Below are 26,949 nucleotides of genomic sequence, written 5' to 3'. Positions count from 1 at the left end.
TATAACAACTTTTAGAGGGTAAGGCGATGGAACAAACCTGGCGTTGGTATGGACCGAACGATCCGGTATCTCTTGACGATGTGCGGCAGGCAGGTGCAACCGGCGTGGTCACTGCGCTGCACCATATCCCGAATGGTCAGGTGTGGCCGGTTGAGGAGATTAAGGCGCGTCAGGCGCTGCTGGCAGAAAAAGGGCTGACCTGGTCGGTAGTGGAAAGCATCCCGGTACATGAAGATATCAAAACTCATTCCGGCCAGTATGAAACCTGGATCGCCAATTACCAGCAGAGTATCCGTAACCTGGCTACCTGCGGTATCGATACTGTCTGCTACAACTTTATGCCGATCCTCGACTGGACGCGTACCGATCTCGAATATCAATTGCCGGACGGTTCCAAAGCGCTGCGTTTCGACCAGATCGCTTTCGCCGCTTTCGAACTGCATATCCTGAAACGCCCAGGCGCGGAAGCGGACTACAGCGAAGAAGAGCAGCGCCAGGCGCAGGCTTACTTCAACGCGATGAGCGAAGCGGAAGTAGAAAAGCTGACACGCAATATCATCGCCGGTCTGCCGGGCGCTGAAGAGGGTTATACGCTGGATCAGTTCCGTGCGCGTCTGGCGGAATATGATGGTATCGATAAAGCGCAACTGCGTGAAAACATGGCTTATTTCCTGCGCGCTATTGTGCCGGTTGCTCAGGAAGTGGGCGTACGTCTGGCGGTTCACCCGGACGATCCGCCGCGTCCAATCCTCGGCCTGCCGCGTATCGTTTCGACTATTGAAGATATGCAGTGGCTGAAAGACGCTGTCGACAGCATCAATAACGGTTTCACCATGTGTACCGGTTCATACGGCGTGCGTGCTGATAACGATCTGGTGCGGATGATTGAAACCTTCGGCGATCGCATCCACTTTACGCACCTGCGTGCAACGTGCCGCGAAGATAACCCGAAAACCTTCCACGAAGCGGCGCATTTGCAGGGCGATGTGGATATGGTCTCCGTTGTGGCAGCGATTCTGACTGAAGAGCAGCGTCGCAAGAAAGCAGGCGATCTGCGCCCGATCCCGTTCCGCCCGGATCATGGTCACCAGATGCTGGACGATCTGCGCAAGAAAACCAATCCGGGTTACTCGGCAATTGGTCGTCTGAAAGGGATGGCGGAAGTGCGCGGCGTTGAGCTGGCACTGAAGAAAACCCTGTTCCGCGATTTGCTGTAATGTCGTTCTGATGTAAAGCAATCCGCCATCAGGCAAAAAAAAGCCACTTCAATGAAGTGGCTTTTTTCATGGCAACACGAGATCAGTCAGCGCGGCCCATATAGCGGCGCTCTTCGATATGGATGCGGATCTTCTCACCGGTGGTCAGATATTCCGGCACCTGCACAACCAGGCCAGTATTCAGGGTTGCGGGTTTGGTACGGGAGCTGGCAGAAGCACCTTTAATGCCCGGCGCAGTTTCCACGATTTCAAGATCGACAGTCTGCGGCAGTTCGAGCGCCAGCAACTGGCCATCCCACAGCAGAACCTGCATATCCGGCATGCCGCCTTCCGGAATAAACTGCAGCTCTTCTTCAATCTGATCTTTCGTGAAGGTATACGGCGTGTAATCTTCTTTATCCATGAACACGTATTCGTTGCCATCAATATAAGAGAAGTCAACAAAGCGGCGGTTCAGGGTAACGGTATCGAGGATATCATCGCCTTTAAAACGCTCTTCCACTTTCAGCCCGGTACGGACATCGGAAAAACGCATCTTGTACAGCGTTGCTGCGCCACGGGCGCTCGGTGCCTGGATATCAATATCTTTCACAATCAGCAGTTTGCCGTTGTAATTCAGCACCATACCTTTTTTAATTTCGTTCGCTCTTGGCATTGCAAGGGTCCTGTGAGATTAAAATAACAAAAATATCGCGACAAACTACTCGCGAGGCGGATTCCAGGCAAGCGGAATCTGAGTTTTGCCTTCGGGCTGCAAAAAATGGTAGTTTGCGCCCTGTACGCGCCAGCCCGGCGCGCCATCAAAAAAGAGAGTCATTATGCAATGCCGCCCGGACTGTGGAGCGTGTTGTACCGCACCGTCCATCACCAGCCCAATCCCCGGCATGCCCAACGGTAAACCGGCCAACACGCCCTGCGTCCAGCTTGATGAACAACAGCGTTGCAAAATCTTCGCTTCGCCGCTGCGTCCAAAAGTGTGCGCCGGGTTGCAGCCGAGTCGTGATATGTGCGGCTCGAATCGCGCTGACGCGATGGTTTACCTGCTCGATTTAGAGCGCCAGACGGCGCCTTAAATATCTTTAATACGCGTCAGACAGAGCTGGGTTATCAGCGTCATCGCCAGCGCAATCCAGAACACCGTGTGATAGTTCCAGATTTCAGCCACCACGCCCGCCAGAGAGCCGGCAATAATCCAGCCGACACGCGTGGTATTAGTATAAAGGGTGGTGGCTGAACCCGCCTGACCAGGCATCAGATCCTGGAAATAGAGCATGCCAATCCCGGCGAGAATGCCGATATAAATAGCGTTCAGCACCTGTAAAGCTAACAGAAAGGCTGGCGTATGCACCGTCAGCATTCCGGCATAGAAAAAGATCCCGGCAACCGCGCTGACGCGCATTAAAAAACGTTTACCAAAACGCTTCGCGTAGTAACCTGCAATCAGCATGGTCGGGATTTCCAGCCCGGCGGCGGTGCCCATCATCACTCCTGCCAGTTTCTCCGACAGTTGTAATTCATCGATAATAAACAGCGGCATATTAATGATGTACAGGCTATTAGTGCCCCACATCAGCGTGCAAATCACAAACAACAGAAGTGTGTCGCGGCGATGCGTGCGCGGTGCTTCCAGCACAGCCGACTTCAGTTTGGGCTCTTTGCGCATCATGGGCAGAAACAGCCACACCATGGCGCCACAGACAATAAACGCAGCGCCAGCGCAGAGATACATCACCGTAAAACCAAAGCCCATTGCCAGTGCGTAAGCGAGCGGCGGGCCAATCACCCACGCCAGCGAGACCTGCGCACGCAGGATGGAGCTGAACATCACGGCCTCGCGGCCAGTATGATCCGCATGTTCACGCGCCAGAGCAAAAAGCTGCGGGTTAGAGGTGGAACCAAAACTGCTGAGGAACACGCCGACAAACAGCAGAATAAAGTAGTTGCGGTTCCAGGCAAAAAGCACGCAGGCCAACATACCCAACAGGCAGCAGAACACAATCAGCGATTTACGATCGCCTTTGCGATCGGAACGTCCGGCAAGAAACTGGCTGACCAGAATGCCAATTACCGCGCTGCCGGTAAAAAAGAAGCCAACCATCGCCGGGCGAACATGCACTTCGTTGGTTAAAAACAGGCTTAACGTAGGGGTTTGCAGAGCACCTGCAATGCCGGTCAGGAACGCGACAATCAGGAACGCCGTCGAGGTAAAATCAAACGAGCCGGGTCTGGCGGCGGCGGGAGAGTTTTGCATTTTTCATGAGATCCAATAGTGAGACGCGGAGTTTACGCCGCTGCGCCAAAAAAGCACAGCCTGCTAAGCAACATTTGCCACGAAAAATCAAAACGCCATTTCAAATCATTCTCATCAAAGCTGAATGAAGCTGAAACTCGGTTGCTGAAATTCAAATCTGCTTCAGCAAATTTGCTTAACGCGATGATGAAATGTGCAGTAGCTCTAAATTCTGCAACGCAAATTCAGAGATTTCTTGATTGCTGGGGTAAAAAGGTGAAGATTCCATGAAACGTTTCAGCGTCATCGCGTAATATCTGAACCACAGTGATGGCGCCTTATTTCTCAAGTTAGCTGAAACGATTCAATATCAGCGAGAGAGGGGTTACATGTTCCAGTTATCCGTTCAGGACATTCATCCGGGCCAGCAGGCCGGTAATAAAGAAGAGGCTATCCGCCAGATCGCAGCAGCGCTGGCAGCAGCAGGCAATGTAGCTGATGGCTACGTCGATGGCATGCTGGCGCGCGAGCTGCAAACCTCAACCTATCTTGGTAATGGTATTGCCATTCCGCACGGCACGACCGACACGCGCGACCAGGTGCTGAAAACCGGCGTCAAAGTGTTCCAGTTCCCGCAGGGCATTCTGTGGAGCGAGGGCCAGATTGCCTATGTTGCTATCGGGATTGCTGCAAGTTCCGATGAGCACCTCGGCCTGCTGCGTCAGCTGACGCATGTGCTGAGCGATGATGATGTCGCTGTGCAACTGCAATCCGCCACCACGGCTGAAGAGCTGCGTGCTCTGCTGATGGGAGAAAAACAGAGCGAGGCGCTGAAGCTGGATAACGACACCTTAACCCTTGATGTTGCAGCAAGCGATCTGCTGACACTCCAGGCGTTGAATGCGGCGCGTCTGAAAGAAGCCGGTGCGGTTAACGCGGCTTACGTTACGCGTGCGATTAACGAGAAACCGCTGAACCTCGGTCAGGGTATCTGGCTGAACGACAGCGCAGAAGGCAATCTGCTGAGCGCCGTGGCGGTAAGTCGCGCGGCAACCCCGTTCGACGTCGAAGGTGAGCAAGCTGCGCTGCTGGTCAGCGTTGCAATGGCCGATGAGCAGCCTGTTGCCGTGCTGAAGCGTCTGAGCGATCTGCTGTTAGAGAACAAAGCTGACAGCCTGCTGAATGCTGATGCAGCCACGCTGCTGGCGCTGCTGACCAGCGATGATGCGATGGCAGGCGATGTACTGAGCGATGAATTTGTGGTGCGTAACGAGCACGGCCTGCACGCCCGTCCGGGCACCATGCTGGTCAACACCATCAAGCAATTCACCAGCGAAATCACCGTGACCAACCTCGACGGCACCGGTAAACCGGCGAACGGCCGCAGCCTGATGAAAGTTGTCGCGCTGGGCGTGAAAAAAGGGCACCGCCTGCGTTTCACGGCGCAGGGCGCTGATGCTGAACAGGCGCTGAAAGCGATTGGCGAAGCCATCGCTGCCGGTCTTGGGGAGGGCGCGTAAATGAGCAGACGTGTTGCCACTATTACCCTGAACCCGGCCTATGACCTGGTGGGGTTCACCCCGGAAGTTGAGCGCGGCGAAGTGAACCTGGTTCGCACTACTGGCCTGCATGCTGCGGGTAAAGGGATCAACGTTGCGAAAGTCCTGAAAGATCTTGGCATTGACGTGACCGTTGGCGGGTTCCTCGGTAAAGACAACCAGGACGGCTTTCAGCAACTGTTCAGCGAATTGGGTATCGCCAACCGTTTCCAGGTGGTTGCCGGTCGTACCCGCATTAACGTGAAGCTGACGGAAAAAGACGGTGAAGTGACCGATTTCAATTTCTCCGGCTTTGAAGTGACTCCGGCCGACTGGGAGCGTTTTGTTAATGATTCGCTGACCTGGCTGGGTCAGTTCGATATGGTCTGCGTCAGCGGCAGCCTGCCATCCGGCGTTAGCCCGGAAGCCTTTACCGACTGGATGACGCGCCTGCGCAGCCAGTGTCCGTGCATTATTTTCGATAGCAGCCGTGATGCGCTGGTGGCTGGCCTGAAAGCCGCGCCGTGGTTGGTGAAACCGAACCGCCGCGAGCTGGAAATCTGGGCTGGCCGCAAATTACCTGAATTGAAGGATGTTATTGAAGCCGCTCACGCGCTTCGCGAACAGGGGATCGCCCACGTGGTGATCTCGCTGGGCGCAGAAGGGGCTCTGTGGGTTAACGCTTCAGGGGAATGGATTGCCAAACCGCCGTCAATGGAAGTGGTAAGCACCGTTGGCGCAGGGGATTCGATGGTTGGCGGCCTGATTTATGGCTTGCTGATGCGTGAGTCCAGTGAACATACATTACGCCTGGCTACCGCTGTTGCTGCACTGGCGGTTAGTCAGAGTAACGTAGGTATTACCGACCGTACCCAGTTAGCCGCGATGATGGCGCGAGTTGACTTAAAACCCTTTAACTAACAGCAGGAGAGGCATAATGAAAACGCTGCTGATTATTGACTCCGAACTCGGACAGGCTCGCGCCTATATGGCGAAGACCTTACTGGGTGCGGCGGCGCAGAAAGCAAATCTGCAATTCATCGAAAACCCTGGAGAAGCGGAACTGGCGATTGTGCTGGGTAGTCAACTGCCAAACGACAGCGCGCTCAGCGGGAAAAAAGTGTGGCTGGGCGATATCAATCGTGCAGTGGCACACCCGGAGCTGTTCCTCAGCGAAGCGAAAAACCATGCCGCACTTTACACTGCGCCGACAGCGGTAGCGGCTGCGCCAGTTGCCAGCAATGGCCCGAAACGTATCGTTGCGGTTACCGCATGCCCGACCGGCGTGGCGCACACCTTTATGGCAGCAGAAGCCATTGAAACCGAAGCGAAAAAACGCGGCTGGTGGGTGAAAGTAGAAACGCGTGGTTCCGTGGGGGCAGGCAATGCCATCACGCCGGAAGAGGTGGCGCAAGCCGATCTGGTGATGGTTGCTGCCGATATTGAAGTTGACCTGGCAAAATTTGCCGGTAAACCGATGTACCGCACCACAACGGGCCTGGCGCTGAAGAAAACGGCTCAGGAGCTGGATAAAGCCGCCGCGGAAGCGAAGCCTTACCAGCCGTCGGGTCAGGGGCAGTCTGAAAGTTCTGAAGGGAAAAAAGAGAGTGCGGGCGCTTATCGTCACCTGCTGACCGGCGTCTCTTATATGCTGCCGATGGTGGTGGCGGGCGGCTTGCTGATTGCGCTCTCCTTTGCTTTCGGTATTACCGCCTTTAAAGAAGAAGGCACGCTGGCGGCTGCGCTGATGAAAATCGGTGGTGGTTCAGCCTTCGCGCTGATGGTGCCGGTGCTGGCGGGTTTCATCGCCTTTTCTATCGCTGACCGTCCGGGCCTGACGCCGGGTCTGATCGGCGGGATGCTGGCGGTGAGCACTGGCTCCGGTTTTATCGGTGGTATTATCGCCGGTTTCCTTGCCGGTTATCTGGCGAAAGCCATCAGTAAAGGTCTGAAGCTGCCGCCGAGTATGGAAGCGCTGAAACCGATTCTGATCATTCCGCTGGTCTCCAGCCTGATTGTCGGTCTGGCGATGATTTACCTGATCGGTACGCCGGTTGCGAAAATCCTGGCCGGTCTGACTTCCTGGCTGCAAACCATGGGCACGGCAAACGCTGTTCTGCTGGGCGCAATCCTCGGCGGGATGATGTGTACCGACATGGGCGGCCCGGTGAACAAAGCGGCTTATGCGTTTGGGGTTGGCTTGCTGAGTACCCAGACTTACGCGCCGATGGCAGCCATTATGGCGGCCGGTATGGTTCCGCCGCTGGCAATGGGACTGGCAACGCTGGTTGCGCGTAACAAGTTCGATAAAGGTCAACGTGAAGGCGGTAAAGCGGCGCTGGTTCTCGGCCTGTGCTTTATCTCTGAAGGGGCTATCCCGTTTGCGGCCCGTGACCCGATGCGTGTGATCCCGTGCTGTATCGCCGGTGGCGCGCTGACAGGCGCTATCTCAATGGCGATTGGTGCAAAACTGATGGCACCGCACGGTGGTCTGTTTGTGCTGCTGATCCCGGGTGCGATTACGCCGGTTCTCGGTTACCTGCTCTCCATCGTTGCCGGTACGCTGCTGACAGGTCTGGTGTATGCCTTCCTGAAACGTCCGGAAACGGAAGTGGTTGCGAAAGTTGCATAACGTTCCAATAAATGAAAAGGCCGCTTAGCGGCCTTTTTTTTCGCCGGATGGCGGCTGACGTCTTATCCGGCGTCCGGTTATGCGACGCTGACTTCCTGCTGCGCTTTCAGCCAGGCAATCTCTTCCGCCCAGATATCCGGGTTGACGGTTTCGAGGATCAGCGGAATGCCATCGAAACGCTCATCGCGCATAATCCAGCGAAACGCATCGTGGCCGATATTACCTTCGCCAAGGCTGTGGTGGCGGTCAACGCGGCTGCCAAACGCGCTTTTCGCATCGTTCAGATGCATACCGCGCAGGTATTTGAAGCCAACCACACGCTCAAATTCAGCAAACGTTTCTGCCGTTGCCTGCTCGGTACGCAGATCGTAACCTGCGGCAAAAGCGTGGCAGGTATCGATGCAGACGCCGACGCGGGATTTATCTTCCACACCATCAATAATCGCCGCCAGATGTTCAAACTTAAACCCAAGGTTACTGCCCTGGCCCGCGGTGTTCTCAATCACCGCCGTTACTCCTTCGGTTTGCGCCAGCGCGATATTGATGGATTCGGCGATACGCGCCAGGCACTTCTCCTCCGGGATCTGCATCAGATGGCTGCCAGGATGGAAGTTCAGCAGCGTCAGTCCCAGTTGCTGACAGCGCGTCAGCTCGTCAATAAAGGCTTCGCGGGATTTTTCCAGCGCATCGGCCACCGGGTGTCCGAGGTTAATCAGGTAACTGTCATGGGGCAGGATCTGCGCGGGTGTGTAGTGATATTTTTCGCAGGCGGCTTTGAACTCGTCGATGGTCTCCGTGCTCAGCGGCGCGGCCCGCCACTGGCGCTGGTTCTTGGTAAACAGCGCAAAAGCCGTTGCCTCGATTTCAGCGGCGCGGACGGCGGCATTCGCTACGCCGCCCGAGGCGCTCACATGCGCACCAATGTATTTCATAAAAACTCCTGTTAAAACCCGCCAGGGGAAAGCGTCAATAATAGCGGGTCTCCAGGGCTGGCATGTAGTGGTTTATGCCATCAGGTGATGAACGGCCAGATTAATGGCACCGCCGCCGACAATCAGCCAGACAAACAGCAGTAATCCCATCACCAGCGGTTTCGCACCGGCATTCTTCAGCGCGCTGATGTGCGTGGTCAGCCCCAGCGCCGCCATTGCCATCGCCAGCAGCAGTGTATCCAGCGTGTTCAGCGCATTCACTGCGGAAGAGGGCAGCAGATGGAATGAGTTAAACACCGCTACGGCGATAAAACCAAGCGCAAACCACGGGATCGTCAGCTTACTTTTTTCTGCGCCTGCCTGCGGGCTGAGTTGTTTGATGCGTGCCGCCAGCAATAATAAGAAGGGAGCCAGCATCATGACGCGCAGCATTTTGGCGATCACCGCCGCGTTTTCAGCATCGGGGCTGATGGCATGCCCGGCGGCAACCACTTGTGCCACTTCATGCACGGTAGAGCCAATCCAGATGCCATAGGTTTCCGGGCTGAACCACTGACCCAGCAGCGGATAAAGTGCAGGGTAAATAAAGATGGCCAGCGTGCCGAAGATCACCACGGTCGCGACGGCGACAGTAACTTTACTGGCCTCTGCTTTGACTACCGGTTCCGTTGCCAGCACGGCGGCCGCTCCGCAAATACTGCTGCCAGCGCCAATCAACCAACTGGTTTTTTTATCCAGCCCAAAGACTTTTTGCCCGAGGAAGCAGGCCAGCAAAAAGGTACTGGAGAGCGTCAGCGTATCAATGGCAATCCCGCTTACGCCGACATCGGCAATTTGCGAAAAGGTCAGGCGAAAACCGTACAGAATAATGCCAAGCCGCAGCAGATGCTGTTTGGCAAACAGTACGCCGCTGTCGCATTGCGTATGCAGGGCAGGGTAGAGCGTGTTGCCGATAACCATGCCGATAAGGATCGCCAGCGTCAGAGCGCTTAATCCCATACCGGCCACCGACGGGATTGCACCAAGCCACAGGGCGAGCCCCGTAATGACACCGCTGAGTAACAGACCGGGGATAAAACGCCAGGCCGGATGACGATGAGTCTGTAGTGTGATTTCAGTCATAACCTTCTCCTTTTGCTGGATAAAAGGGTAAGGCGCGCTGGCTTAAAGGTAAAATTGATTATATATTTATAATCAATCTTTATAAGTGGTAAGTGACCTCTATGCATATAACGTTGCGTCAGTTGGAAGTCTTCGCCGAAGTGCTGAAAAGCGGCTCCACCACGCAGGCCTCACAGATGCTGGCGCTCTCCCAGTCGGCGGTGAGCGCAGCGCTTACCGATCTGGAAGGGCAGCTTGGCGTGCAACTGTTTGACCGCGTCGGTAAGCGGCTGGTAGTGAACGAGCACGGGCGGCTACTCTATCCGCGTGCGCTGGCAGCGCTGGAGCAGGCAACGGAAATCGAGCAGTTGTTTCGCGAAGATAACGGCGCCATCCGCGTTTTTGCCAGTAGTACCATCGGTAACTACATTCTGCCGGAAGTGATTGCCCGCTACCGTCGCGATTTCCCCGATTTGCCGCTGGAACTGAGCGTCGGCAATAGCCAGGATGTGATCACTGCGGTAGCCGATTTCCGCGTGGATATTGGCCTGATTGAAGGCCCGTGCCACACCGCGGAGATTATTGCCGAACCGTGGCTGGAGGATGAACTGGTGGTTTTCGCGCCGCCTTCCTCACCGTTATTGCAGGGGCCGGTCACGCTGGAGCAACTGGCTGCCGCGCCATGGATCCTGCGCGAACGTGGTTCGGGTACGCGGGAACTTGTGGATTATTTACTGCTGTCGCACCTGCCGCAGTTTCATCTCGGTATGGAGTTGGGCAACTCGGAAGCCATCAAACATGCGGTGCGCCACGGGCTGGGCATCAGTTGCCTGTCGCGCCGTGTGATTGCCGAACAACTGGAAAGCGGTTCGCTGGTGGAAGTGCCCATTCCGCTGCCGCGCCTGGTGCGCACGCTGTGGCGCATTCACCATCGCCAGAAACACCTCTCCAGCGCATTACAGCGCTTTATCAGCTATTGCTCTCTCTGATGACAACGAGCCTGCCGACAGGCTCGCAACATCAACGATTCACTGCTTTACTTATAATCCGCCGCCTATCATGAAGCTCTCTAATATGACGTGTTTTATACCGGAAGGGGGGCGTTTCGTTTGCTACAATCGCGCCTCATTTTTTGGATGGATAGCATTTTCTTATGGTTTCCGAAATTAAAACCACAGAAGCGCCCACGCTTCGGCGTGAACTTAAGGCGCGTCATTTGACGATGATCGCCATTGGCGGTTCCATTGGTACAGGTTTGTTTGTCGCATCAGGGGCGACCATTTCTTCAGCGGGCCCGGGCGGGGCGCTGTTCTCCTATATTCTGATTGGCCTGATGGTCTATTTCCTGATGACCAGCCTCGGCGAACTCGCCGCTTATATGCCTGTTTCGGGTTCATTCTCCACTTATGGTCAAAAATACGTTGAAGAAGGCTTTGGCTTCGCGCTGGGCTGGAACTACTGGTACAACTGGGCTGTCACCATTGCCGTTGACCTTGTGGCCTCGCAACTGGTGATGACGTGGTGGTTCCCGGATACGCCAGGCTGGATCTGGAGTGCGCTGTTCCTGGCGGTGATCTTCCTGCTTAACTACATCTCAGTAAAAGGCTTTGGTGAAGCGGAGTACTGGTTCTCGCTGATCAAAGTCGCCACGGTCATTATCTTTATTGTGGTTGGCGTGATGATGATCGTTGGTATCTTCCAGGGCGATAAACCGGCGGGCTGGAGCAACTGGACGATTGGCGATGCGCCGTTTGCCGGCGGTTTTTCTGCGATGATTGGCGTGGCGATGATTGTCGGCTTCTCCTTCCAGGGCACCGAATTGATTGGTATTGCGGCGGGCGAATCTGAAAATCCTGAGAAAAACATTCCGCGCGCGGTTCGCCAGGTGTTCTGGCGTATTCTGCTGTTCTATGTGTTTGCCATCCTGATTATCAGCCTGATCATTCCGTATACCGATCCGAGCCTGCTGCGTAATGATGTAAAAGACATCAGCGTCAGCCCGTTCACGCTGGTGTTCGAACATGCCGGTCTGCTCTCTGCTGCGGCGGTAATGAATGCGGTGATCCTGACGGCGGTGCTTTCTGCGGGTAACTCCGGTATGTACGCTTCCACGCGTATGCTTTATACCCTGGCCTGCGACGGCAAAGCGCCGCGTATTTTCGCCAAACTGTCGAAGGGCGGCGTGCCGCGTAACGCGCTGTATGCCACTACCGTGATCGCCGGGCTATGCTTCCTGACCTCGATGTTCGGCAATCAGACCGTTTACCTGTGGCTGCTGAACACCTCCGGGATGACCGGCTTTATCGCCTGGCTCGGTATCGCGATTAGCCATTACCGCTTCCGTCGCGGTTACGTTGCGCAGGGGCACTCGCTGAATGATCTGCCATACCGTTCCGGCTTCTTCCCGCTTGGGCCGATCTTTGCCTTCGTGCTCTGTTTGATCATCACCCTTGGGCAGAACTATCAGGCGTTTCTCGCCGACTCCATCGACTGGGGCGCAGTTGCGGCTACTTATATTGGTATCCCGCTGTTCCTGGTGATTTGGCTGGGTTACAAATGGACCAAAGGCACCCGTTTCGTCCGCTATAGCGAAATGGAGTTCCCGGAACGCCTTAGCAAATAAATTCACTCTTTTAGCCCTCGTTATGAGGGCTTTTTTTTGCCTGCCAAACATTCTCGCCCGGCAGCGCTTAGCGCCGGGGTTGCCGTTATTTCAGCAAATGCTGCGCATGGAAGCGCAGATGATCTTCAATAAAGGAGGCGATAAAGAAGTAGCTGTGATCGTAACCGGACTGGATACGCAGCGTCAGCGGCCAGCCTTTCTGCCGCGCCACTTCCGCCAGCCGCGCCGGTTGCAGTTGGTCGGCAAGGAACTGATCGTTATCGCCCTGATCGATAAGCGTCGGGATCGCATCGGCCTCTGCGCTTTCCAGCATCAGCGCGCAGCTATCCCACTCACGCCACAATGCGGCGTCATCGCCCAGATACGCCGTGAACGCTTTCTGTCCCCACGGTACCTGCGACGGATTAACAATCGGCGCAAACGCCGACACGCTGGTATAACGCCCCGGGTTTTTCAGCGCCATTATCAATGCGCCATGGCCGCCCATTGAATGGCCGCTAATGGCGCAACGTGGGCTGACGTTAAATTCCGCCTGAATCAGCGCCGGTAACTCGTCACGCAGATAATCATACATCCGGTAGTGCGCCGCCCACGGTTGTTGCGTGGCATTGAGATAAAAGCCTGCGCCTTTGCCCAGATCGTAGCCTTCGGCATCGGCCACTGCGTCGCCGCGCGGGCTGGTATCCGGCATCACCAGCACAATTCCCAGTTCTGCTGCTACGCGCTGTGCGCCCGCTTTGGTGGTGAAGTTTTCATCATTACAGGTCAGGCCGGAGAGCCAGAACAGTACCGGCGGCGGCGTTACACTGCGCGGCGGCGGTAAAAAGATGCTAAAGGTCATTGAACAGTTGAGTACGGCGGAGTCGTGACGCCAGCGCTGTTGCCAGCCTTCGAAACAGCGGTGCTCTTCGAGCATTTCCATGCGGGGCTCCTCAGGTGTTCACGGTTAAAAATAAGTAACATCCTGGTATCATACAGATTATTCCCTTAGCTGAGTAACTTTCACTTTCGCCTGCATTTAACCTGTTGCATCATAAATACAACTTATTATTAACATTTGGAGGGGCCATGGCGCAGCGAGTAGCGCTCTGCGGCTTTATTGTGCTGGTGGTGGCGATGGGGATTGGCCGCTTTGCGTTTACTCCGCAGGTGCCGTTGATGATCCGCGACGGTCAGCTCACGCTGACCAGCGCCGGGCTGGTTGCCGCCATTAACTATCTTGGCTATCTGTTTGGAGCCTGGGATGCGATGCGCGCGCAGCGGCATATCGAGCTGCGCCTGTGGCTTGGTATCAGCGGCGCGGTTGCGCTGACGTTTCTCTCTGCGATGGCGGATAACGCGCTGGTTCACGGCGCGTTACGGCTGGTGATTGGCGCGATGAGCGGTTGGGCGATGGTGTTGATCGCCGCCTGGAGTAATGAGCGGCTGGCGCATGCGGGTAAGCCGGGACTGAGCGCGGCAGTGTTTGCCGGCCCCGGTGCCGGAATTGCCATCAGCGGCCTGCTGGCGGTGGCGATTCAGGCGAAAGGCTTAAGTGCGGCTTCCGCCTGGCAGGTGTATGGCGTGCTGGCATTGCTGCTGGTGGCTTTGATCGCCCGCTATCTGCCGCGCCCTGGCGAGTGGCACCGCACCGGAACACAACCGCAGCCGCTGCACCTGACGGCAAATCTGAAGCGGCTGGTGTGGAGCTACAGCCTGGCCGGATTCGGTTATATTCTGCCCGCGACGTTTCTATCGCAAATGGCTGCGCTGCGTTTTCCCGGCAGCCTGTTCGCGCAGTTTGTCTGGCCGGTGTTCGGTGCGGCAGCGGTGGTGGGGATTGCGCTCAGCATCCTGCTGCGTCATGTGGGACACAGCCACCAACGGCTGGCGATCGTGCTGTGGTTGCAGGGGGCTGGCGTGCTGGCCGCCTGGTTGCTGCCTGGCATCAGCGGGCTGGTATGCGGTGCTTTGCTGGTTGGCGGCGGGTTTCTTTGCGCGGTACAGCTTTCGTTGTTGTATGGGCGCGAGCTTGCACCCGATCACACGCGTTATATGGCCGGGCTGCTGACCACCGGCTATGCCGTGGGGCAACTGGTTGGCCCGATGACGTCCGCGCTCTCCACCTGGCTGACGCAGCGACTTGAACCGGCGCTCGGTGTGGCGGCGATTGCGCTGCTGATCGGCGGCTTACTGGTATGGAAACGCAGCGCCTGAAAGGCAATGACGATTTCTATAATTATCACGACCAGGGCTGGATTATGTGCGCGACCTCACGCACAATGTTCGCTCACTTCGCCGTAACTGGCGAAGCATGCCACACCTGCAGGAGAAAAAATAATATGTCATCACTCAGTAAAGAAGCGGCGCTCGTTCACGAGGCTCTGGTCGCCCGCGGCCTGGAAACACCGCTGCGCCCCCCGGTGCGCGAAATGGATAACGAAACCCGTAAGCGCCTTATTTCCGGGCATATGACCGAGATTATGCAGCTATTAAATCTCGATCTGAATGATGACAGCCTGATGGAAACGCCGCATCGCATTGCCAAAATGTATGTCGATGAAATCTTCTCCGGCCTCGATTACGCCAATTTCCCGAAAATCACCGTCATTGAGAACAAAATGAAGGTGGATGAAATGGTGACGGTGCGCGATATCACGCTGACCAGCACCTGCGAGCACCATTTTGTGACTATCGATGGCAAAGCGACGGTGGCCTACATTCCGAAAGAGTCGGTCATTGGTCTGTCGAAAATCAACCGTATCGTGCAGTTTTTCGCCCAGCGCCCGCAGGTGCAGGAGCGTTTAACGCAGCAGATCCTGACGGCGCTGCAAACGCTGCTGGGTACCAACAATGTCGCAGTATCCATTGATGCCGTGCATTATTGCGTCAAAGCACGCGGCATTCGTGACGCCACCAGCGCCACCACCACCACCTCGCTCGGCGGGCTGTTTAAGTCCAGTCAGAATACCCGCCAGGAGTTCCTGCGCGCCGTACGCCACAGCAACTGATTCGCCGGGAGCCAGACATGGAGAGAAATGTCACGCTGGATTTCGTTCGTGGCATCGCCATTCTTGGTATTCTGTTGCTGAATATCACCGCCTTCGGTTTGCCGAAGGCGGCCTACCTGAATCCCGCCTGGTATGGCAACATCACGCAGCGCGATGCCTGGACATGGGCGCTGCTCGACCTGTTCGCTCAGGTGAAATTTCTCTCGCTGTTCGCCATTCTGTTCGGCGCAGGGCTGCAAATGCTGCTGCCGCGCGGTAAACGCTGGATCCAGTCGCGCCTGACGCTGCTGGTTATTCTCGGGTTTATACACGGCCTCTTTTTCTGGGATGGCGATATTCTGCTGGCTTATGGGCTGGTAGGGCTGATTGCCTGGCGGATGATCCGCGACGCGCACAGCGTGAAGACGATGTTCAACACCGGCGTGGTGCTGTATCTGATTGGCATCGCCGTACTGCTGTTGCTGGGGGCCATTTCGGGCAGTACGCCTAACCGCTCCTGGCTGCCGGACGCCGCCAATGTGCAGTATGAAATGTGGTGGAAAACCAGCGGCGGCTTTACGGAGGCGCTCAGTAACCGCGCGGATATGCTGTCGAATACGCTGCTGGCGCTGGGAGCGCAATATGGCTGGCAACTGGCTGGCATGATGCTGCTGGGTGCGGCGCTGATGCGTAGCGGCTGGCTGAGGGGGCAGTTCTCTCTTCGTCACTACCGGCGCGTTGGCGCGCTGCTGATTGGGCTTGGTATGTTGATCAACATTCCGTCCATTGTTGCGCAGTGGCAGCTTGGCTGGTCTTACCGCTGGTGCGCTTTCTTTTTGCAGGCGCCGCGGGAACTCGGCGGGCCGCTGCAGGCGATAGGCTATGCCGCGCTGGCGTGGGGCTTCTGGCCGCAGATCTGCGGCAGTAAACTGGTGAGTGCGATTGCCTGCGTTGGCAGAATGGCGCTGAGTAACTATCTACTGCAAACCTTAATCTGCACCACGCTGTTTAATCATCTTGGTCTGTTTATGAAGTTTAATCGTCTGCAACTGCTGGCATTTGTGCCGCTGGTGTGGGCGGTTAATATCCTCTTCTCCGTATTCTGGCTTAAATATTTCCGCCAGGGGCCCCTGGAGTGGTTGTGGCGGCAATTAACCGCTCGTGCTTCAGGGACATCATTAGAACGCACATCCAGATAACGATCCCGATCACAATCATTAACAAAATGGATGTAACCGTTTCCATTCATGTGAAGTCACTCACGTAGCATTCCTGCACCGACTGCCAGAATAGCCTCCTTACTTAACCCAGGGGGTGAGTGTGAACAGCCGCAATCCAGAAAAGGTGGGTGAAAATGATCACCATTCGTGACGTTGCCCGTCATGCGGGCGTCTCCGTCGCGACGGTTTCCCGCGTGCTGAATAATAGCGCGCTGGTAAGCCAGGATACGCGCGAGACGGTGATGAAAACGGTCGCCCAGCTTGGTTATCGCCCAAATGCCAACGCGCAGGCGCTGGCCACGCAGGTGAGCGATACCATCGGCGTGGTGGTGATGGATGTCTCGGATGCCTTCTTCGGCGCGCTGGTCAAAGCGGTGGATACCGTCGCACAGCAGCACGATAAATATGTGCTGATCGGCAACAGTTACCATGAAGCTGAAAAAGAGCGCCACTCTATCGAAGTGCTTATTCGTCAGCGCTGTAACGCCCTGATTGTTCACTCAAAAGCGTTGAGTGATGAGGAGCTTGCAGGCTTTATGGAGCAGGTTCCGGGCATGGTGCTGATCAACCGGTTAGTACCGGGGTATGCGCACCGCTGCGTCTGCCTTGATAACGTCAGCGGGGCGGTAATGGCAACCCGCATGTTGCTGAATAATGGCCATCAGCGCATCGGCTATCTGGCATCCAGTCACCATATTGAAGACAACGATCTGCGCCGCGAGGGCTGGTTCCGCGCGCTGGAAGAGCAGGGGATTGTGGCGCCGGATAGCTGGGTTGGCACCGGCTCGCCGGATATGCAGGGCGGGGAAGCGGCAATGGTTGAGCTGCTTGGCCGCAATCTGCAACTCACCGCGGTCTTCGCCTATAACGACAGCATGGCAGCAGGCGCGCTGACGGCGCTGAAAGATAACGGCATTGCGGTGCCACAGCATTTGTCATTGATTGGTTTCGATGATATTCCCATCGCCCGCTACACCGATCCGCAACTGACAACCGTGCGCTATCCGGTGGCGTCAATGGCGCGCCTTGCCACTGAGCTGGCGCTGCTGGGAGCCGCAGGGAAGCTGGATTTACAGGCGTCACACTGCTTTATGCCCACGCTGGTGCGTCGCCACTCTGTTGCCGCCAGGCAAACTGTGGCTCCGATCACTAACTTATAACATCGGGTGATGTAACCGTTTTCAATCTGTGAGTAAATTCACAGTATCTTAACAACGCGCTGACTATGATGTCAGCGTCTTAGAAGCTGAAACACGATGTAACGGTGATTATTCACTTTAACTACGAGTAGTCGCTTTGAAACATCGAAGAAATCGAACTTCTGGAGCGTTACCGAACACGGACGAGTGGAATTTTTAGAGTGAACTTCGGTCGACCGTAACGTTTTAGTAACATTCCGGCCTGCCGAGCATTATTCATAAGAACTACCCTGCATATAAAAAAACCGGAGATACCATGAATAAGAAGGTGTTGACCCTCTCTGCTGTTATGGCAAGCATGCTTTTTGGCGCAGCCGCACACGCAGCCGATACCCGCATTGGTGTGACCATTTATAAGTATGACGACAACTTCATGTCTGTTGTGCGCAAAGCAATTGAGAAAGATGCCAAAGCAGCGCCGGATGTTCAGTTGCTGATGAACGACTCCCAGAACGACCAGTCGAAACAGAATGATCAGATCGACGTTCTGCTGGCGAAAGGCGTGAAGGCACTGGCTATCAACCTGGTTGACCCGGCGGCAGCGGGCACGGTAATTGAAAAAGCGCGCGGCCAGAACGTTCCGGTTGTTTTCTTCAACAAAGAACCTTCCCGTAAAGCGCTGGATAGCTACGACAAAGCTTACTATGTAGGGACTGACTCTAAAGAATCCGGCGTAATTCAGGGCGACCTGATTGCTAAACACTGGGCCGCTAACCCGGCGTGGGACCTGAACAAAGACGGTCAGATCCAGTTCGTACTGCTGAAAGGCGAACCGGGCCATCCGGATGCTGAAGCGCGTACCACGTACGTTATCAAAGAGCTGAACGACAAAGGCATCAAAACGCAGCAGCTGGCGCTGGATACCGCAATGTGGGATACCGCTCAGGCGAAAGATAAAATGGACGCCTGGCTCTCCGGCCCGAATGCAAACAAAATTGAAGTGGTTATCGCTAACAACGATGCGATGGCAATGGGCGCAGTTGAAGCACTGAAAGCACACAACAAGTCTTCCATCCCGGTCTTCGGCGTCGATGCGCTGCCAGAAGCGCTGGCGCTGGTGAAATCCGGTGCGATGGCCGGTACGGTGCTGAACGATGCCAACAACCAGGCGAAAGCAAGCTTTGATCTGGCGAAAAACCTCGCTGAAGGTAAAGGCGCGGCTGATGGCACCAACTGGAAAATCGAAAATAAAATTGTTCGTATTCCTTACGTTGGTGTAGATAAAGACAACCTGGCTGAAATTGCCGGTAAATAATATTTAAGTAAGCATGTTCTCACTGGGCGTATTAATCAATACGCCCTTTAATAATACGATATGCCAGGCCAACAAGGTATAATTATGGTCAGCAATAATACTCAGTCGTCAGGTGAATTCTTGTTGGAAATGAGCAATATCAACAAGTCTTTTCCAGGCGTAAAGGCACTCGATAATGTCAATTTAAAAGTCCGTCCACATTCCATTCATGCATTAATGGGAGAAAACGGTGCAGGTAAATCAACATTATTAAAATGCCTTTTTGGGATCTATCAAAAAGATTCCGGCAGCATTCTTTTTCAGGGACAAGAGATCGATTTCCATTCCGCAAAAGAAGCGCTGGAAAATGGTATTTCGATGGTTCACCAGGAACTTAACCTGGTGCTGCAACGTTCCGTGATGGACAACATGTGGCTGGGTCGCTACCCGACTAAAGGTATGTTTGTCGATCAGGAAAAAATGTACCGCGATACCAAAGCCATTTTTGATGAGCTGGATATTGATATTGATCCACGGGCGCGTGTGGGAACATTGTCTGTTTCACAAATGCAGATGATTGAAATTGCGAAAGCGTTCTCCTATAACGCCAAAATCGTTATTATGGATGAGCCAACTTCGTCTCTGACTGAAAAAGAAGTCAATCATCTGTTTAAAATTATCCGCAAGCTGAAAGAACGCGGCTGCGGTATTGTTTATATCTCCCATAAAATGGAAGAGATATTTCAGTTGTGTGATGAAGTAACCGTCCTGCGCGATGGCCAGTGGATTGCCACACAGCCGCTGGAAGGGCTGGATATGGATAAGATCATCGCCATGATGGTCGGACGTTCGCTGAACCAGCGCTTCCCGGATAAACAGAACACACCAGGGGAAACCATTCTTGAAGTGCGTAATCTGACCTCGTTGCGCCAGCCCTCTATTCGCGATATCAGCTTTGATCTGCGCAAAGGGGAAATTCTCGGCATTGCCGGGCTGGTAGGGGCGAAACGCACCGACATTGTTGAAACCTTATTCGGCATTCGCGAGAAATCTGCCGGGACCATTAAGCTGCATGGCAAACCGATTAATAATCACAATGCCAATGAAGCGATTAATAATGGCTTCGCGCTGGTGACCGAAGAGCGCCGTTCTACCGGTATTTATGCTTACCTTGATATCGGTTTTAACTCGTTGATTTCTAACATTCAAAACTATAAAAACAAAGTTGGCTTACTGGATAATAGCCGCATGAAGAGTGATACCCAGTGGGTTATCGATTCAATGCGTGTGAAAACGCCAGGACACCGCACACAAATTGGTTCGTTATCCGGTGGTAACCAGCAGAAGGTTATTATTGGTCGCTGGTTATTAACTCAGCCGGAAATTTTAATGCTCGATGAGCCGACCCGCGGTATTGATGTTGGTGCGAAATTTGAAATCTACCAACTGATTGCCGAACTGGCCAAGAAAAATAAGGGGATTATTATTATTTCCTCTGAAATGCCTGAGTTGTTAGGCATCACTGACCGTATTCTGGTAATGAGCAATGGCCTCGTCTCCGGGATTGTTGATACTAAAACGACAACGCAAAACGAAATTCTCCGTCTTGCGTCTTTGCACCTTTAAGATCAGGGGCTCCTCATGAGTGCGTTAAATAAGAAAACTTTTCTCACTTATCTGAAAGACGGCGGTATTTACGTTGTTCTTTTAGTGTTACTGGCCATTATCATTTTTCAGGATCCCACTTTCTTAAGTCTGTTGAACTTAAGTAATATTCTGACCCAATCTTCAGTGCGTATTATTATTGCGCTGGGTGTGGCGGGCTTAATCGTTACTCAGGGTACTGACCTTTCAGCAGGGCGCCAGGTCGGGCTTGCCGCGGTAGTGGCGGCAACCTTGTTGCAGTCGATGGAAAACGTTAACAAAGTCTTCCCGGATATGGCGACCATGCCGATTCCGGTGGTAATTCTGATTGTTTGCGCCATCGGCGCGGTGATTGGTCTGGTGAACGGTATCGTGATTGCGTACCTCAACGTGACGCCATTTATCACCACGCTCGGTACGATGATCATCGTTTACGGTATCAACTCCCTGTACTACGACTTCGTTGGCGCGTCACCCATTTCCGGCTTCGACAGCGGCTTCTCGACCTTCACGCAGGGCTTTATCGCGCTGGGCAGCTTCCGTCTGTCATACATCACCTTCTATGCGTTGATTGCCGTCGCCTTCGTCTGGGTTCTGTGGAATAAAACCCGCTTCGGCAAAAATATTTTCGCCATCGGCGGTAACCCGGAAGCGGCGAAAGTCTCTGGTGTTAACGTTGCGCTGAACCTGCTGATGATTTATGCCCTTTCCGGTGTGTTCTACGCGTTCGGCGGGATGCTGGAAGCGGGTCGTATCGGTTCCGCGACCAACAACCTTGGTTTCATGTATGAGCTGGATGCTATCGCCGCGTGCGTGGTGGGCGGCGTCTCCTTTAGCGGCGGCGTGGGTACGGTTATCGGTGTGGTAACGGGTGTTATTATCTTCACCGTTATCAACTACGGCCTGACCTATATCGGTATCAACCCGTACTGGCAGTATATTATCAAGGGCGGAATCATCATTTTCGCCGTGGCGCTGGACTCATTAAAATACGCACGTAAGAAATAATTCAGATATGCTTATCAAGCCCGCTTCCCGTAGCGGGCTTTTTTTTGCTTTTTTTCACCGTGTTATAGATTTTTCTTACTGAAAATAGCGCCTGATGACCACAAGAAAACTTCATGACAACTGACTTGTTAAATTTTTCATTTCAATGCTACGCTAAATTAAGGCACAGCGTTTATAAGGAGATTGAGATGAACAGCGCAGGTGTATTTCCCGCATTCCCCGTCACTGGCTGGCAGGTTGGGGCAGTAGATAACGCGCACGGCGTGGTGATGAAGTTTGGCTACAGTACATCGCCAGCCGGGCCGGGCGCATCGGTGTTCGATTCGCAGTTCTTTGATTTATCCCCCGACCAGGTCAGAAGCCTGATTTACGACCTGGAACGTTGTTTACATCAGTGCGAGGACAAAGTGGCCTGACAGCTATGTTATTCAACTGCCATCTGCGGGTATTATCAAACATATCATCGGGATGGCAGCTCATTATTTCCCAAATTACACAACCGCTTTTTCCCCTCCAGATAATAATTAAGTCAATTCTGAATGCCTTCATCTGCATGGCTATTTACGCTTAAAGGAATGAATCTGTGAAAGTTGTATACGCAGCTCAGGGGCGCTTATGAATTTTGTGTATTTTAAAGTTGATAGTTTACCGTACGAAAAAAATCACCAGGCCAGTTTCTATTTAAAAGGCGTGGAGTTATTGCGCGATGGCGATATTATCGCCACTCTTGGTGATATTAAAATTACCGGATTACCGTTCTTCTATTTTTGTATTGTGCCAACGGGTTTCCGCAAAATAGAATTCCGTTTAAAAAATAGTCCACCGGCGCGCATCGTATGCAGTGTGGGCTATCTGAAGACCGGGGAATATCTGGTGAATACGCCGGACGGAGAGGTGACTTTACCGTTCAATGCGTTGAACGGATTATGGACGCTGGATCGCACAGCGCGGACCACGATTGACCACCGCGATTTTCTCGCGCGTCGTTTTACACTGATTCGCCCGGTAAAAAATACGACCCGCAACACATCAATGAATTAAACGCGCTCAGTTTTTCGCTTTCTTCTGCAATTCCATCAACTGCCCGACGGTGACTGCCGGATAGCCCTGCGCATCGTCAGGAACTTCCTGCATTGATGGAATCGGCACCAGCGGGCCGAGGAAGCGCGGCTCGCGTTTAAAGAGATAGAGATCGGCGATGGTGCCCAGCCGGGCGCCAAACTCGCGCACCCGCACGCTCCACATATCTTTGGGTGAAGGCACGGCATAACACTGCGCCTGAATCCCCATATGCTGCGCGATAAACAGTGCGCGCTCGCAGTGGAAGCGCTGCGTAATAATGATGAAATCGTTGGTGTCGAAGACTTTACGCGTGCGGACAATGGAATCCAGCGTGCGGAAACCGGCATAGTCCAGCACGATATCTGCCGGATCGACACCTGCGGCAATCAAATCTTTACGCATGGTGACCGGTTCGTTGTAGCTTTGCAGCGCGTTATCGCCACTCAGCAGCAGGTAGTTGACCTTGCCGCTGTTGTAGGCGTTCAGCGCGCCCTGAATCCGGTAGCGGTAATACTGATTGATGACGCCGGTGCGGTAATATTTTGCCGTTCCGAGCACCACGCCAACCTGACGCCAGGGAAGATCCTGCAAATCGTCATAAATATAGGGGGCGGTTTTCCAGCTCATCCAGCGATCGAGGCCAAGCGCAGTTAACAGCAGTAAGCCGATCAGGACTAACAGGCTGTAGAAAAAACGCTTTAGCATGCAGCAGACTCAGTACAGGAGTGAAATTTAACTCAGGCTACTTTACCCGTCTGGCAAGCGCAAGAAACAGACGCTCAACTGCGGGCTTTTTCATCACTGCGGGTTTTGCCCGCAGTGCGAGACGATCAGGCGAGTTGCAGGCGTTCTGGCTGATGACAGCCGAGGGTGCGCAGCGTGGCGGCGGTGGCATCCCACTGGGTGAGCGGCGCGTCGGCTCGTTCTGCCAGCACCGCCCGTTCGATATCGGCATAATCATAACCGTTAAGGCTCAGCAGGTTCAGCGCGCTCTGCAGCGGCGGCAGTGACGGGTTGAAGGCGGCATTTTCGGCATAACGACCGCTGAAAATCTGCCCACCACGACACAAAATGGCCACGCCGGCGGGGGAGTGGGTATACGGCGCGTGGCTCTGGTTCGCGGCGTTAATTGCCGCTTGCGCCAGTTCATCGCCTTCCGGCAGGAAACCGTGATCGGCGTTATCCATCAGCAGCGTTTTGATCTCCAGATCTTTCGGACCAAACGCATCCGGCAGGTAATGTCCCAGCGTATGCGGCGCGCGACCCGGCAGATGAATATGCAGATCCAGCCCGCTGTTGAGTTCATTCATAAACTGACGACAGTGGCCACACGGCGTGTAGTTCACTGTCACGGCGGAGAGGGATTTTTCACCGCGCAGCCAGGCATGGCTGATGGCGCTCTGCTCAGCGTGCACGGATTGTTGCAGGGTGCTGCCGGCAAACTCCATATTCGCACCGAAATACCACGTACCGCTAATACCGCGCGCGATGGCGCCGACATTGAAATGAGAAAGATCGGTTCGGGCGCAAGCTGCGGCTAGCGGCAGCAGCGCAAACGCCAGCGCGTCTTCATCCAGACCGCTGGCACGTTGCAATGTTGCCACCTGCTCTGCGCTCAACATCGCGGGGAAGTGCGCATCCGCCAGCAGCGGTGCCAGTGCGGTTTGCAGGTTCTCCGTAAGCCCGGAAAAAGCAGTGTGAAAACGTGGATGCATAGCAGTGCCTCATAGCAGTGTATTGGAATCGTAGTTTACGGGGCAGAATCACCCTTATGTGTGATTCAAATCACACTGCCATTGCAACTTATGTAACCACTAACAATAAATGCGCGAAGTATCGCAAATTTTAACCGACGACAGCCAGGATGATTGGGAACAAAAATGGCGCGAGCAGGGAGGTAATGATCCCGCAAATCACCAGCGCCAGCGAACCGAATGCCCCTTCCTGGTAATCCAGCTCTGCACAGCGCGCGGTGCCCAGCGCATGGGACGCGGTTCCCATCGCCAGCCCACGGGCGGATTTGGTATGTATATGCATCGCATTCAGCAGGGTATGGCCGAATACCGCGCCCAGCACGCCGACAAAAATCACGCAAACGGCGCTGATGGCCGGAATACCGCCAATGCTGCCGCCTACGGCCATCGCGATAGGCGTGGTGACCGATTTTGGCAACACCGATGCAGCGATTTCTGGCGTTGCGCCCATGAGTAACGCGATAACAGCGCCGCTGGTCATCGCGACAACGCTGCCAACAAAACAGATGGTGATGATCGATTTCCAGCGTGCGCGGATCTGGTGTAGCTGTTCATAGAGCGGAAAGGCCAGCGCGACTACTGCCGGTTGCAGCAGATCGTTGAGAACTTTGCTGCCCTGAAAATAGTGATCGTAGGGAGTGCCGGTGATTAAGAGAATGGGGATAATCACTACCATTGCCACCAATAATGGATTCAGCAACGGCATTTTGAAACGTGCGGCCAGCTTACGCGCGGCAAAAAAGACCACCAGCGTCAGGGGCAACGACCACCAGATATACGTCATCATTCTTTGCTACCTTTTTGTCCTGCTACTTTGCGTTCGCCGTGTACCAGATGGGTACTCCAGCTCACCACCAAAAAGACAATCAGCGTGCTGACAGCACAGGAAACAATAATCGGCCCGAACTGCGCCCGCAGCAGGTCGTAATACTGCATCACCCCCACGCCAATCGGGACGAACAGCAGCGCCATATAGCGGATTAGCAGGAAGCAGCCAGGATTGACCCACTTCGCCGGAAGGATTTGCAGCGCCAGCAGCACAAACATAATCAGCATGCCAATAATGCTGCCAGGAATGGTGATTGGCAGCAGCGAAGAGAGCCAGATACCTGCATAAAGACAGGCATAGATAAGCACGAAAGCACGAAGATATTGCCAGATAATATTCAATGATTTACTCATGGTGAAAGCCCTTGCTGAAACGCATTCATCATACAATTAAAGCTTAAAACGTGCTACTGATCACATCATGAATTGTGAGCATACCAAACATTCCATTTGTGAACGTCAGGCATTCTTACAAGATTTGTTGCGTGAACCTCGCTCAGTGTAGTTTTCCCGCGTAATAAAGGCACTTTCCTCACTGCAAGGGAGGCGCTACTATGTCGCCTCATTTTTTCCCGGGGTGGTCTATGCGTGTATTACTGGCGCCGATGGAAGGTGTGCTCGATTCGCTGGTGCGCGAGCTGCTGACCGAGGTTAACGATTACGATCTGTGCATTACCGAGTTTTTGCGCGTGGTCGATCAACTGCTGCCGGTAAAATCATTTCATAAAATCTGCCCGGAATTGCAGCGGCAAAGCCGCACCCCTTCCGGCACGCTGGTACGTGTTCAACTGCTGGGGCAATATCCGCAATGGCTGGCGGAAAATGCCGCGCGGGCGGTGGAGCTCGGTTCGTGGGGCGTTGATCTGAATTGCGGCTGCCCATCCAAACTGGTCAACGGCAGCGGCGGCGGCGCTACGTTACTGAAAGATCCTGAGCTGATTTATCGCGGCGCGAAAGCGATGCGCGAGGCGGTGCCGTCGCATTTACCCGTTACTGTTAAAGTGCGTCTCGGCTGGGACAGCTCCGCCCGACAGTTTGAGATTGCCGATGCGGTACAGCAGGCGGGCGCGACGGAACTGGCGGTACATGGGCGCACCAAAGAAGACGGTTATAAAGCGGAGTGCATCAACTGGCAGGCCATTGGCGAGATCCGGCAGCGGTTGTCGATCCCGGTGATTGCCAACGGCGAGATCTGGGACTGGCAAAGCGCCCAGGCGTGTATGGCAGCCACCGGCTGTGCTGCGGTGATGATCGGTCGCGGCGCGCTGAATGTGCCAAACCTGAGCCGGGTGGTGAAATACAATGAACCGCGCATGCCGTGGCCTGATGTGGTGGCGCTGCTGGCGAAATATTCGCGGCTGGAAAAGCAGGGCGATACTGGTTTGTATCACGTGGCGCGTATTAAACAGTGGCTGGGTTATTTGCGTAAAGAATATAACGAAGCCAGTAATTTATTTGCTGAAATTCGTACCTATAAAAAATCGGAAGAGATAGCCGCGGCAATTTCGCGTGTTAAGCTGAATCCAGAATAATGTAATAATTACGTCTGCACTCGATTCCTGCGTTAGCTGAATCACGTTTTTTATTTATTGATAAAATAGCCGCTGGATTATTTAAAACCAGAGTGCTATTTCTGTTCGCACAACGTCAGGATTGTTACTGTTATACAGGCAAAACCTAAATTTACAGGGTTCGTTATGGCGAATTCCGGATTTAGGTTTTTTTGTTTTTATCTGGCGTATTAATGGAACGACTAAA

The 26,949-nt window shown here is 54.2% G+C and carries 26 protein-coding genes; 17 read left to right on the top strand and 9 right to left on the bottom strand.

The window, feature by feature from the left end:
• The first annotated feature begins 26 nt into the window (after positions 1-26).
• Positions 27-1,217, top strand: coding sequence for a mannonate dehydratase (gene uxuA, locus C0557_RS16735; RefSeq protein ID WP_208659636.1), 1,191 nt, complete (start codon positions 27-29; stop codon positions 1,215-1,217).
• Positions 1,218-1,299: 82 nt separating this feature from the next.
• Here the strand turns inward: uxuA and yeiP are convergent, their stop codons facing one another.
• The gene (gene yeiP, locus C0557_RS16730) at positions 1,300-1,872 is read right to left on the bottom strand and encodes an elongation factor P-like protein YeiP (protein ID WP_007371156.1); all 573 of its coding nucleotides are present in this window, start codon (positions 1,870-1,872) and stop codon (positions 1,300-1,302) included.
• A gap of 163 nt (positions 1,873-2,035) precedes the next feature.
• Between yeiP and C0557_RS16725 the strand changes: the two genes are divergently transcribed.
• Positions 2,036-2,290: a YkgJ family cysteine cluster protein gene (locus tag C0557_RS16725; protein ID WP_043952953.1), complete on the top strand. Its 255-nt coding sequence runs from the start codon at positions 2,036-2,038 to the stop codon at positions 2,288-2,290.
• Here C0557_RS16725 and setB read toward each other — a convergent pair.
• On the bottom strand, positions 2,287-3,468 hold the full coding sequence (gene setB / locus C0557_RS16720; protein WP_208659633.1) for a sugar efflux transporter SetB: 1,182 nt from the start codon (positions 3,466-3,468) through the stop codon (positions 2,287-2,289). The two genes, C0557_RS16725 and setB, sit on opposite strands and share 4 nt — an antisense overlap.
• A gap of 368 nt (positions 3,469-3,836) precedes the next feature.
• Between setB and fruB the strand changes: the two genes are divergently transcribed.
• Genes fruB through fruA form a run of 3 tightly spaced genes read left to right on the top strand, consistent with a single transcriptional unit; the run spans position 3,837 to position 7,617 of the window.
• Positions 3,837-4,967: a fused PTS fructose transporter subunit IIA/HPr protein gene (gene fruB, locus C0557_RS16715; protein WP_208659631.1), complete on the top strand. Its 1,131-nt coding sequence runs from the start codon at positions 3,837-3,839 to the stop codon at positions 4,965-4,967.
• Positions 4,968-5,906, top strand: coding sequence for a 1-phosphofructokinase (fruK, locus tag C0557_RS16710; RefSeq protein ID WP_043952956.1), 939 nt, complete (start codon positions 4,968-4,970; stop codon positions 5,904-5,906).
• A gap of 16 nt (positions 5,907-5,922) precedes the next feature.
• On the top strand, positions 5,923-7,617 hold the full coding sequence (gene fruA, locus C0557_RS16705) for a PTS fructose transporter subunit IIBC (RefSeq protein ID WP_208659630.1): 1,695 nt from the start codon (positions 5,923-5,925) through the stop codon (positions 7,615-7,617).
• A gap of 77 nt (positions 7,618-7,694) precedes the next feature.
• Here fruA and nfo read toward each other — a convergent pair whose 3' ends face one another.
• Both nfo and C0557_RS16695 read right to left on the bottom strand, forming a co-directional pair.
• Positions 7,695-8,549: a deoxyribonuclease IV gene (gene nfo / locus C0557_RS16700; protein WP_208659628.1), complete on the bottom strand. Its 855-nt coding sequence runs from the start codon at positions 8,547-8,549 to the stop codon at positions 7,695-7,697.
• A gap of 72 nt (positions 8,550-8,621) precedes the next feature.
• The gene (locus C0557_RS16695) at positions 8,622-9,671 is read right to left on the bottom strand and encodes a YeiH family putative sulfate export transporter (RefSeq protein ID WP_208659626.1); all 1,050 of its coding nucleotides are present in this window, start codon (positions 9,669-9,671) and stop codon (positions 8,622-8,624) included.
• A 101-nt stretch (positions 9,672-9,772) separates the two neighbouring features.
• Here C0557_RS16695 and yieE point away from each other — a divergent pair, with 101 nt between their 5' ends.
• Both yieE and C0557_RS16685 read left to right on the top strand, forming a co-directional pair.
• On the top strand, positions 9,773-10,639 hold the full coding sequence (gene yieE, locus C0557_RS16690) for a DNA-binding transcriptional regulator YeiE (protein WP_074778381.1): 867 nt from the start codon (positions 9,773-9,775) through the stop codon (positions 10,637-10,639).
• 164 nt (positions 10,640-10,803) lie between these two features.
• Positions 10,804-12,273 (top strand): amino acid permease, encoded by a 1,470-nt coding sequence (locus tag C0557_RS16685; RefSeq protein ID WP_007371167.1) that lies wholly within the window; start codon positions 10,804-10,806, stop codon positions 12,271-12,273.
• A gap of 85 nt (positions 12,274-12,358) precedes the next feature.
• On the opposite strand, the gene fghA is transcribed toward C0557_RS16685, so the two are convergent.
• On the bottom strand, positions 12,359-13,195 hold the full coding sequence (gene fghA, locus C0557_RS16680) for an S-formylglutathione hydrolase (RefSeq protein ID WP_208659624.1): 837 nt from the start codon (positions 13,193-13,195) through the stop codon (positions 12,359-12,361).
• A gap of 146 nt (positions 13,196-13,341) precedes the next feature.
• Here fghA and C0557_RS16675 point away from each other — a divergent pair, with 146 nt between their 5' ends.
• The 9 genes from C0557_RS16675 (at position 13,342) to C0557_RS16635 (ending at position 22,588) form a co-directional block, all read left to right on the top strand.
• On the top strand, positions 13,342-14,469 hold the full coding sequence (locus C0557_RS16675; RefSeq protein WP_208659622.1) for a YbfB/YjiJ family MFS transporter: 1,128 nt from the start codon (positions 13,342-13,344) through the stop codon (positions 14,467-14,469).
• Between the two features lie 125 nt (positions 14,470-14,594).
• Positions 14,595-15,263 (top strand): GTP cyclohydrolase I FolE, encoded by a 669-nt coding sequence (gene folE, locus C0557_RS16670; RefSeq protein WP_007371170.1) that lies wholly within the window; start codon positions 14,595-14,597, stop codon positions 15,261-15,263.
• A gap of 17 nt (positions 15,264-15,280) precedes the next feature.
• Positions 15,281-16,441: a DUF418 domain-containing protein YeiB gene (gene yeiB / locus C0557_RS16665; RefSeq protein ID WP_208659619.1), complete on the top strand. Its 1,161-nt coding sequence runs from the start codon at positions 15,281-15,283 to the stop codon at positions 16,439-16,441.
• Positions 16,442-16,596: 155 nt separating this feature from the next.
• The gene (gene galS / locus C0557_RS16660) at positions 16,597-17,622 is read left to right on the top strand and encodes an HTH-type transcriptional regulator GalS (RefSeq protein ID WP_074778373.1); all 1,026 of its coding nucleotides are present in this window, start codon (positions 16,597-16,599) and stop codon (positions 17,620-17,622) included.
• A 295-nt stretch (positions 17,623-17,917) separates the two neighbouring features.
• The gene (mglB, locus tag C0557_RS16655; protein ID WP_074778371.1) at positions 17,918-18,916 is read left to right on the top strand and encodes a galactose/glucose ABC transporter substrate-binding protein MglB; all 999 of its coding nucleotides are present in this window, start codon (positions 17,918-17,920) and stop codon (positions 18,914-18,916) included.
• A gap of 84 nt (positions 18,917-19,000) precedes the next feature.
• The gene (mglA, locus tag C0557_RS16650) at positions 19,001-20,521 is read left to right on the top strand and encodes a galactose/methyl galactoside ABC transporter ATP-binding protein MglA (RefSeq protein ID WP_074778369.1); all 1,521 of its coding nucleotides are present in this window, start codon (positions 19,001-19,003) and stop codon (positions 20,519-20,521) included.
• 15 nt (positions 20,522-20,536) lie between these two features.
• On the top strand, positions 20,537-21,547 hold the full coding sequence (gene mglC / locus C0557_RS16645; RefSeq protein ID WP_074778367.1) for a galactose/methyl galactoside ABC transporter permease MglC: 1,011 nt from the start codon (positions 20,537-20,539) through the stop codon (positions 21,545-21,547).
• Between the two features lie 188 nt (positions 21,548-21,735).
• Positions 21,736-21,963, top strand: coding sequence for a hypothetical protein (locus C0557_RS16640; RefSeq protein ID WP_074778365.1), 228 nt, complete (start codon positions 21,736-21,738; stop codon positions 21,961-21,963).
• A gap of 199 nt (positions 21,964-22,162) precedes the next feature.
• Positions 22,163-22,588, top strand: coding sequence for a hypothetical protein (locus tag C0557_RS16635; protein WP_208659617.1), 426 nt, complete (start codon positions 22,163-22,165; stop codon positions 22,586-22,588).
• A gap of 6 nt (positions 22,589-22,594) precedes the next feature.
• Here the strand turns inward: C0557_RS16635 and sanA are convergent, their stop codons facing one another.
• From sanA to C0557_RS16615, 4 genes are all read right to left on the bottom strand, one after another.
• Entirely contained in the window at positions 22,595-23,314 is a 720-nt protein-coding gene (gene sanA / locus C0557_RS16630; RefSeq protein ID WP_043952971.1) for an outer membrane permeability protein SanA, read from the bottom strand.
• 125 nt (positions 23,315-23,439) lie between these two features.
• Positions 23,440-24,324, bottom strand: coding sequence for a cytidine deaminase (cdd, locus tag C0557_RS16625; protein WP_208659615.1), 885 nt, complete (start codon positions 24,322-24,324; stop codon positions 23,440-23,442).
• A gap of 130 nt (positions 24,325-24,454) precedes the next feature.
• Positions 24,455-25,150 carry a CidB/LrgB family autolysis modulator gene (locus tag C0557_RS16620; protein ID WP_208659613.1) on the bottom strand — a complete coding sequence of 232 codons (696 nt, stop codon included), beginning with the start codon at positions 25,148-25,150 and terminating at the stop codon, positions 24,455-24,457.
• A complete protein-coding gene (locus C0557_RS16615; RefSeq protein ID WP_043952974.1) occupies positions 25,147-25,545 on the bottom strand; it encodes a CidA/LrgA family protein in 399 nt (132 codons plus the stop codon). Before C0557_RS16615 ends, C0557_RS16620 begins: the two co-directional genes overlap by 4 nt.
• 230 nt (positions 25,546-25,775) lie before the next feature.
• Between C0557_RS16615 and dusC the strand changes: the two genes are divergently transcribed.
• Positions 25,776-26,723: a tRNA dihydrouridine(16) synthase DusC gene (gene dusC / locus C0557_RS16610; RefSeq protein WP_208659611.1), complete on the top strand. Its 948-nt coding sequence runs from the start codon at positions 25,776-25,778 to the stop codon at positions 26,721-26,723.
• Positions 26,724-26,949: the final 226 nt, after the last annotated feature.

This window comes from Kosakonia sp. MUSA4 (assembly GCF_013085925.1).
GTDB classification, from domain to species: Bacteria; Pseudomonadota; Gammaproteobacteria; order Enterobacterales; family Enterobacteriaceae; genus Kosakonia; species Kosakonia sacchari_B.
Note: the sequence above shows the minus strand (reverse complement) of the source record. Positions and strands in the feature narration are given on the sequence as shown.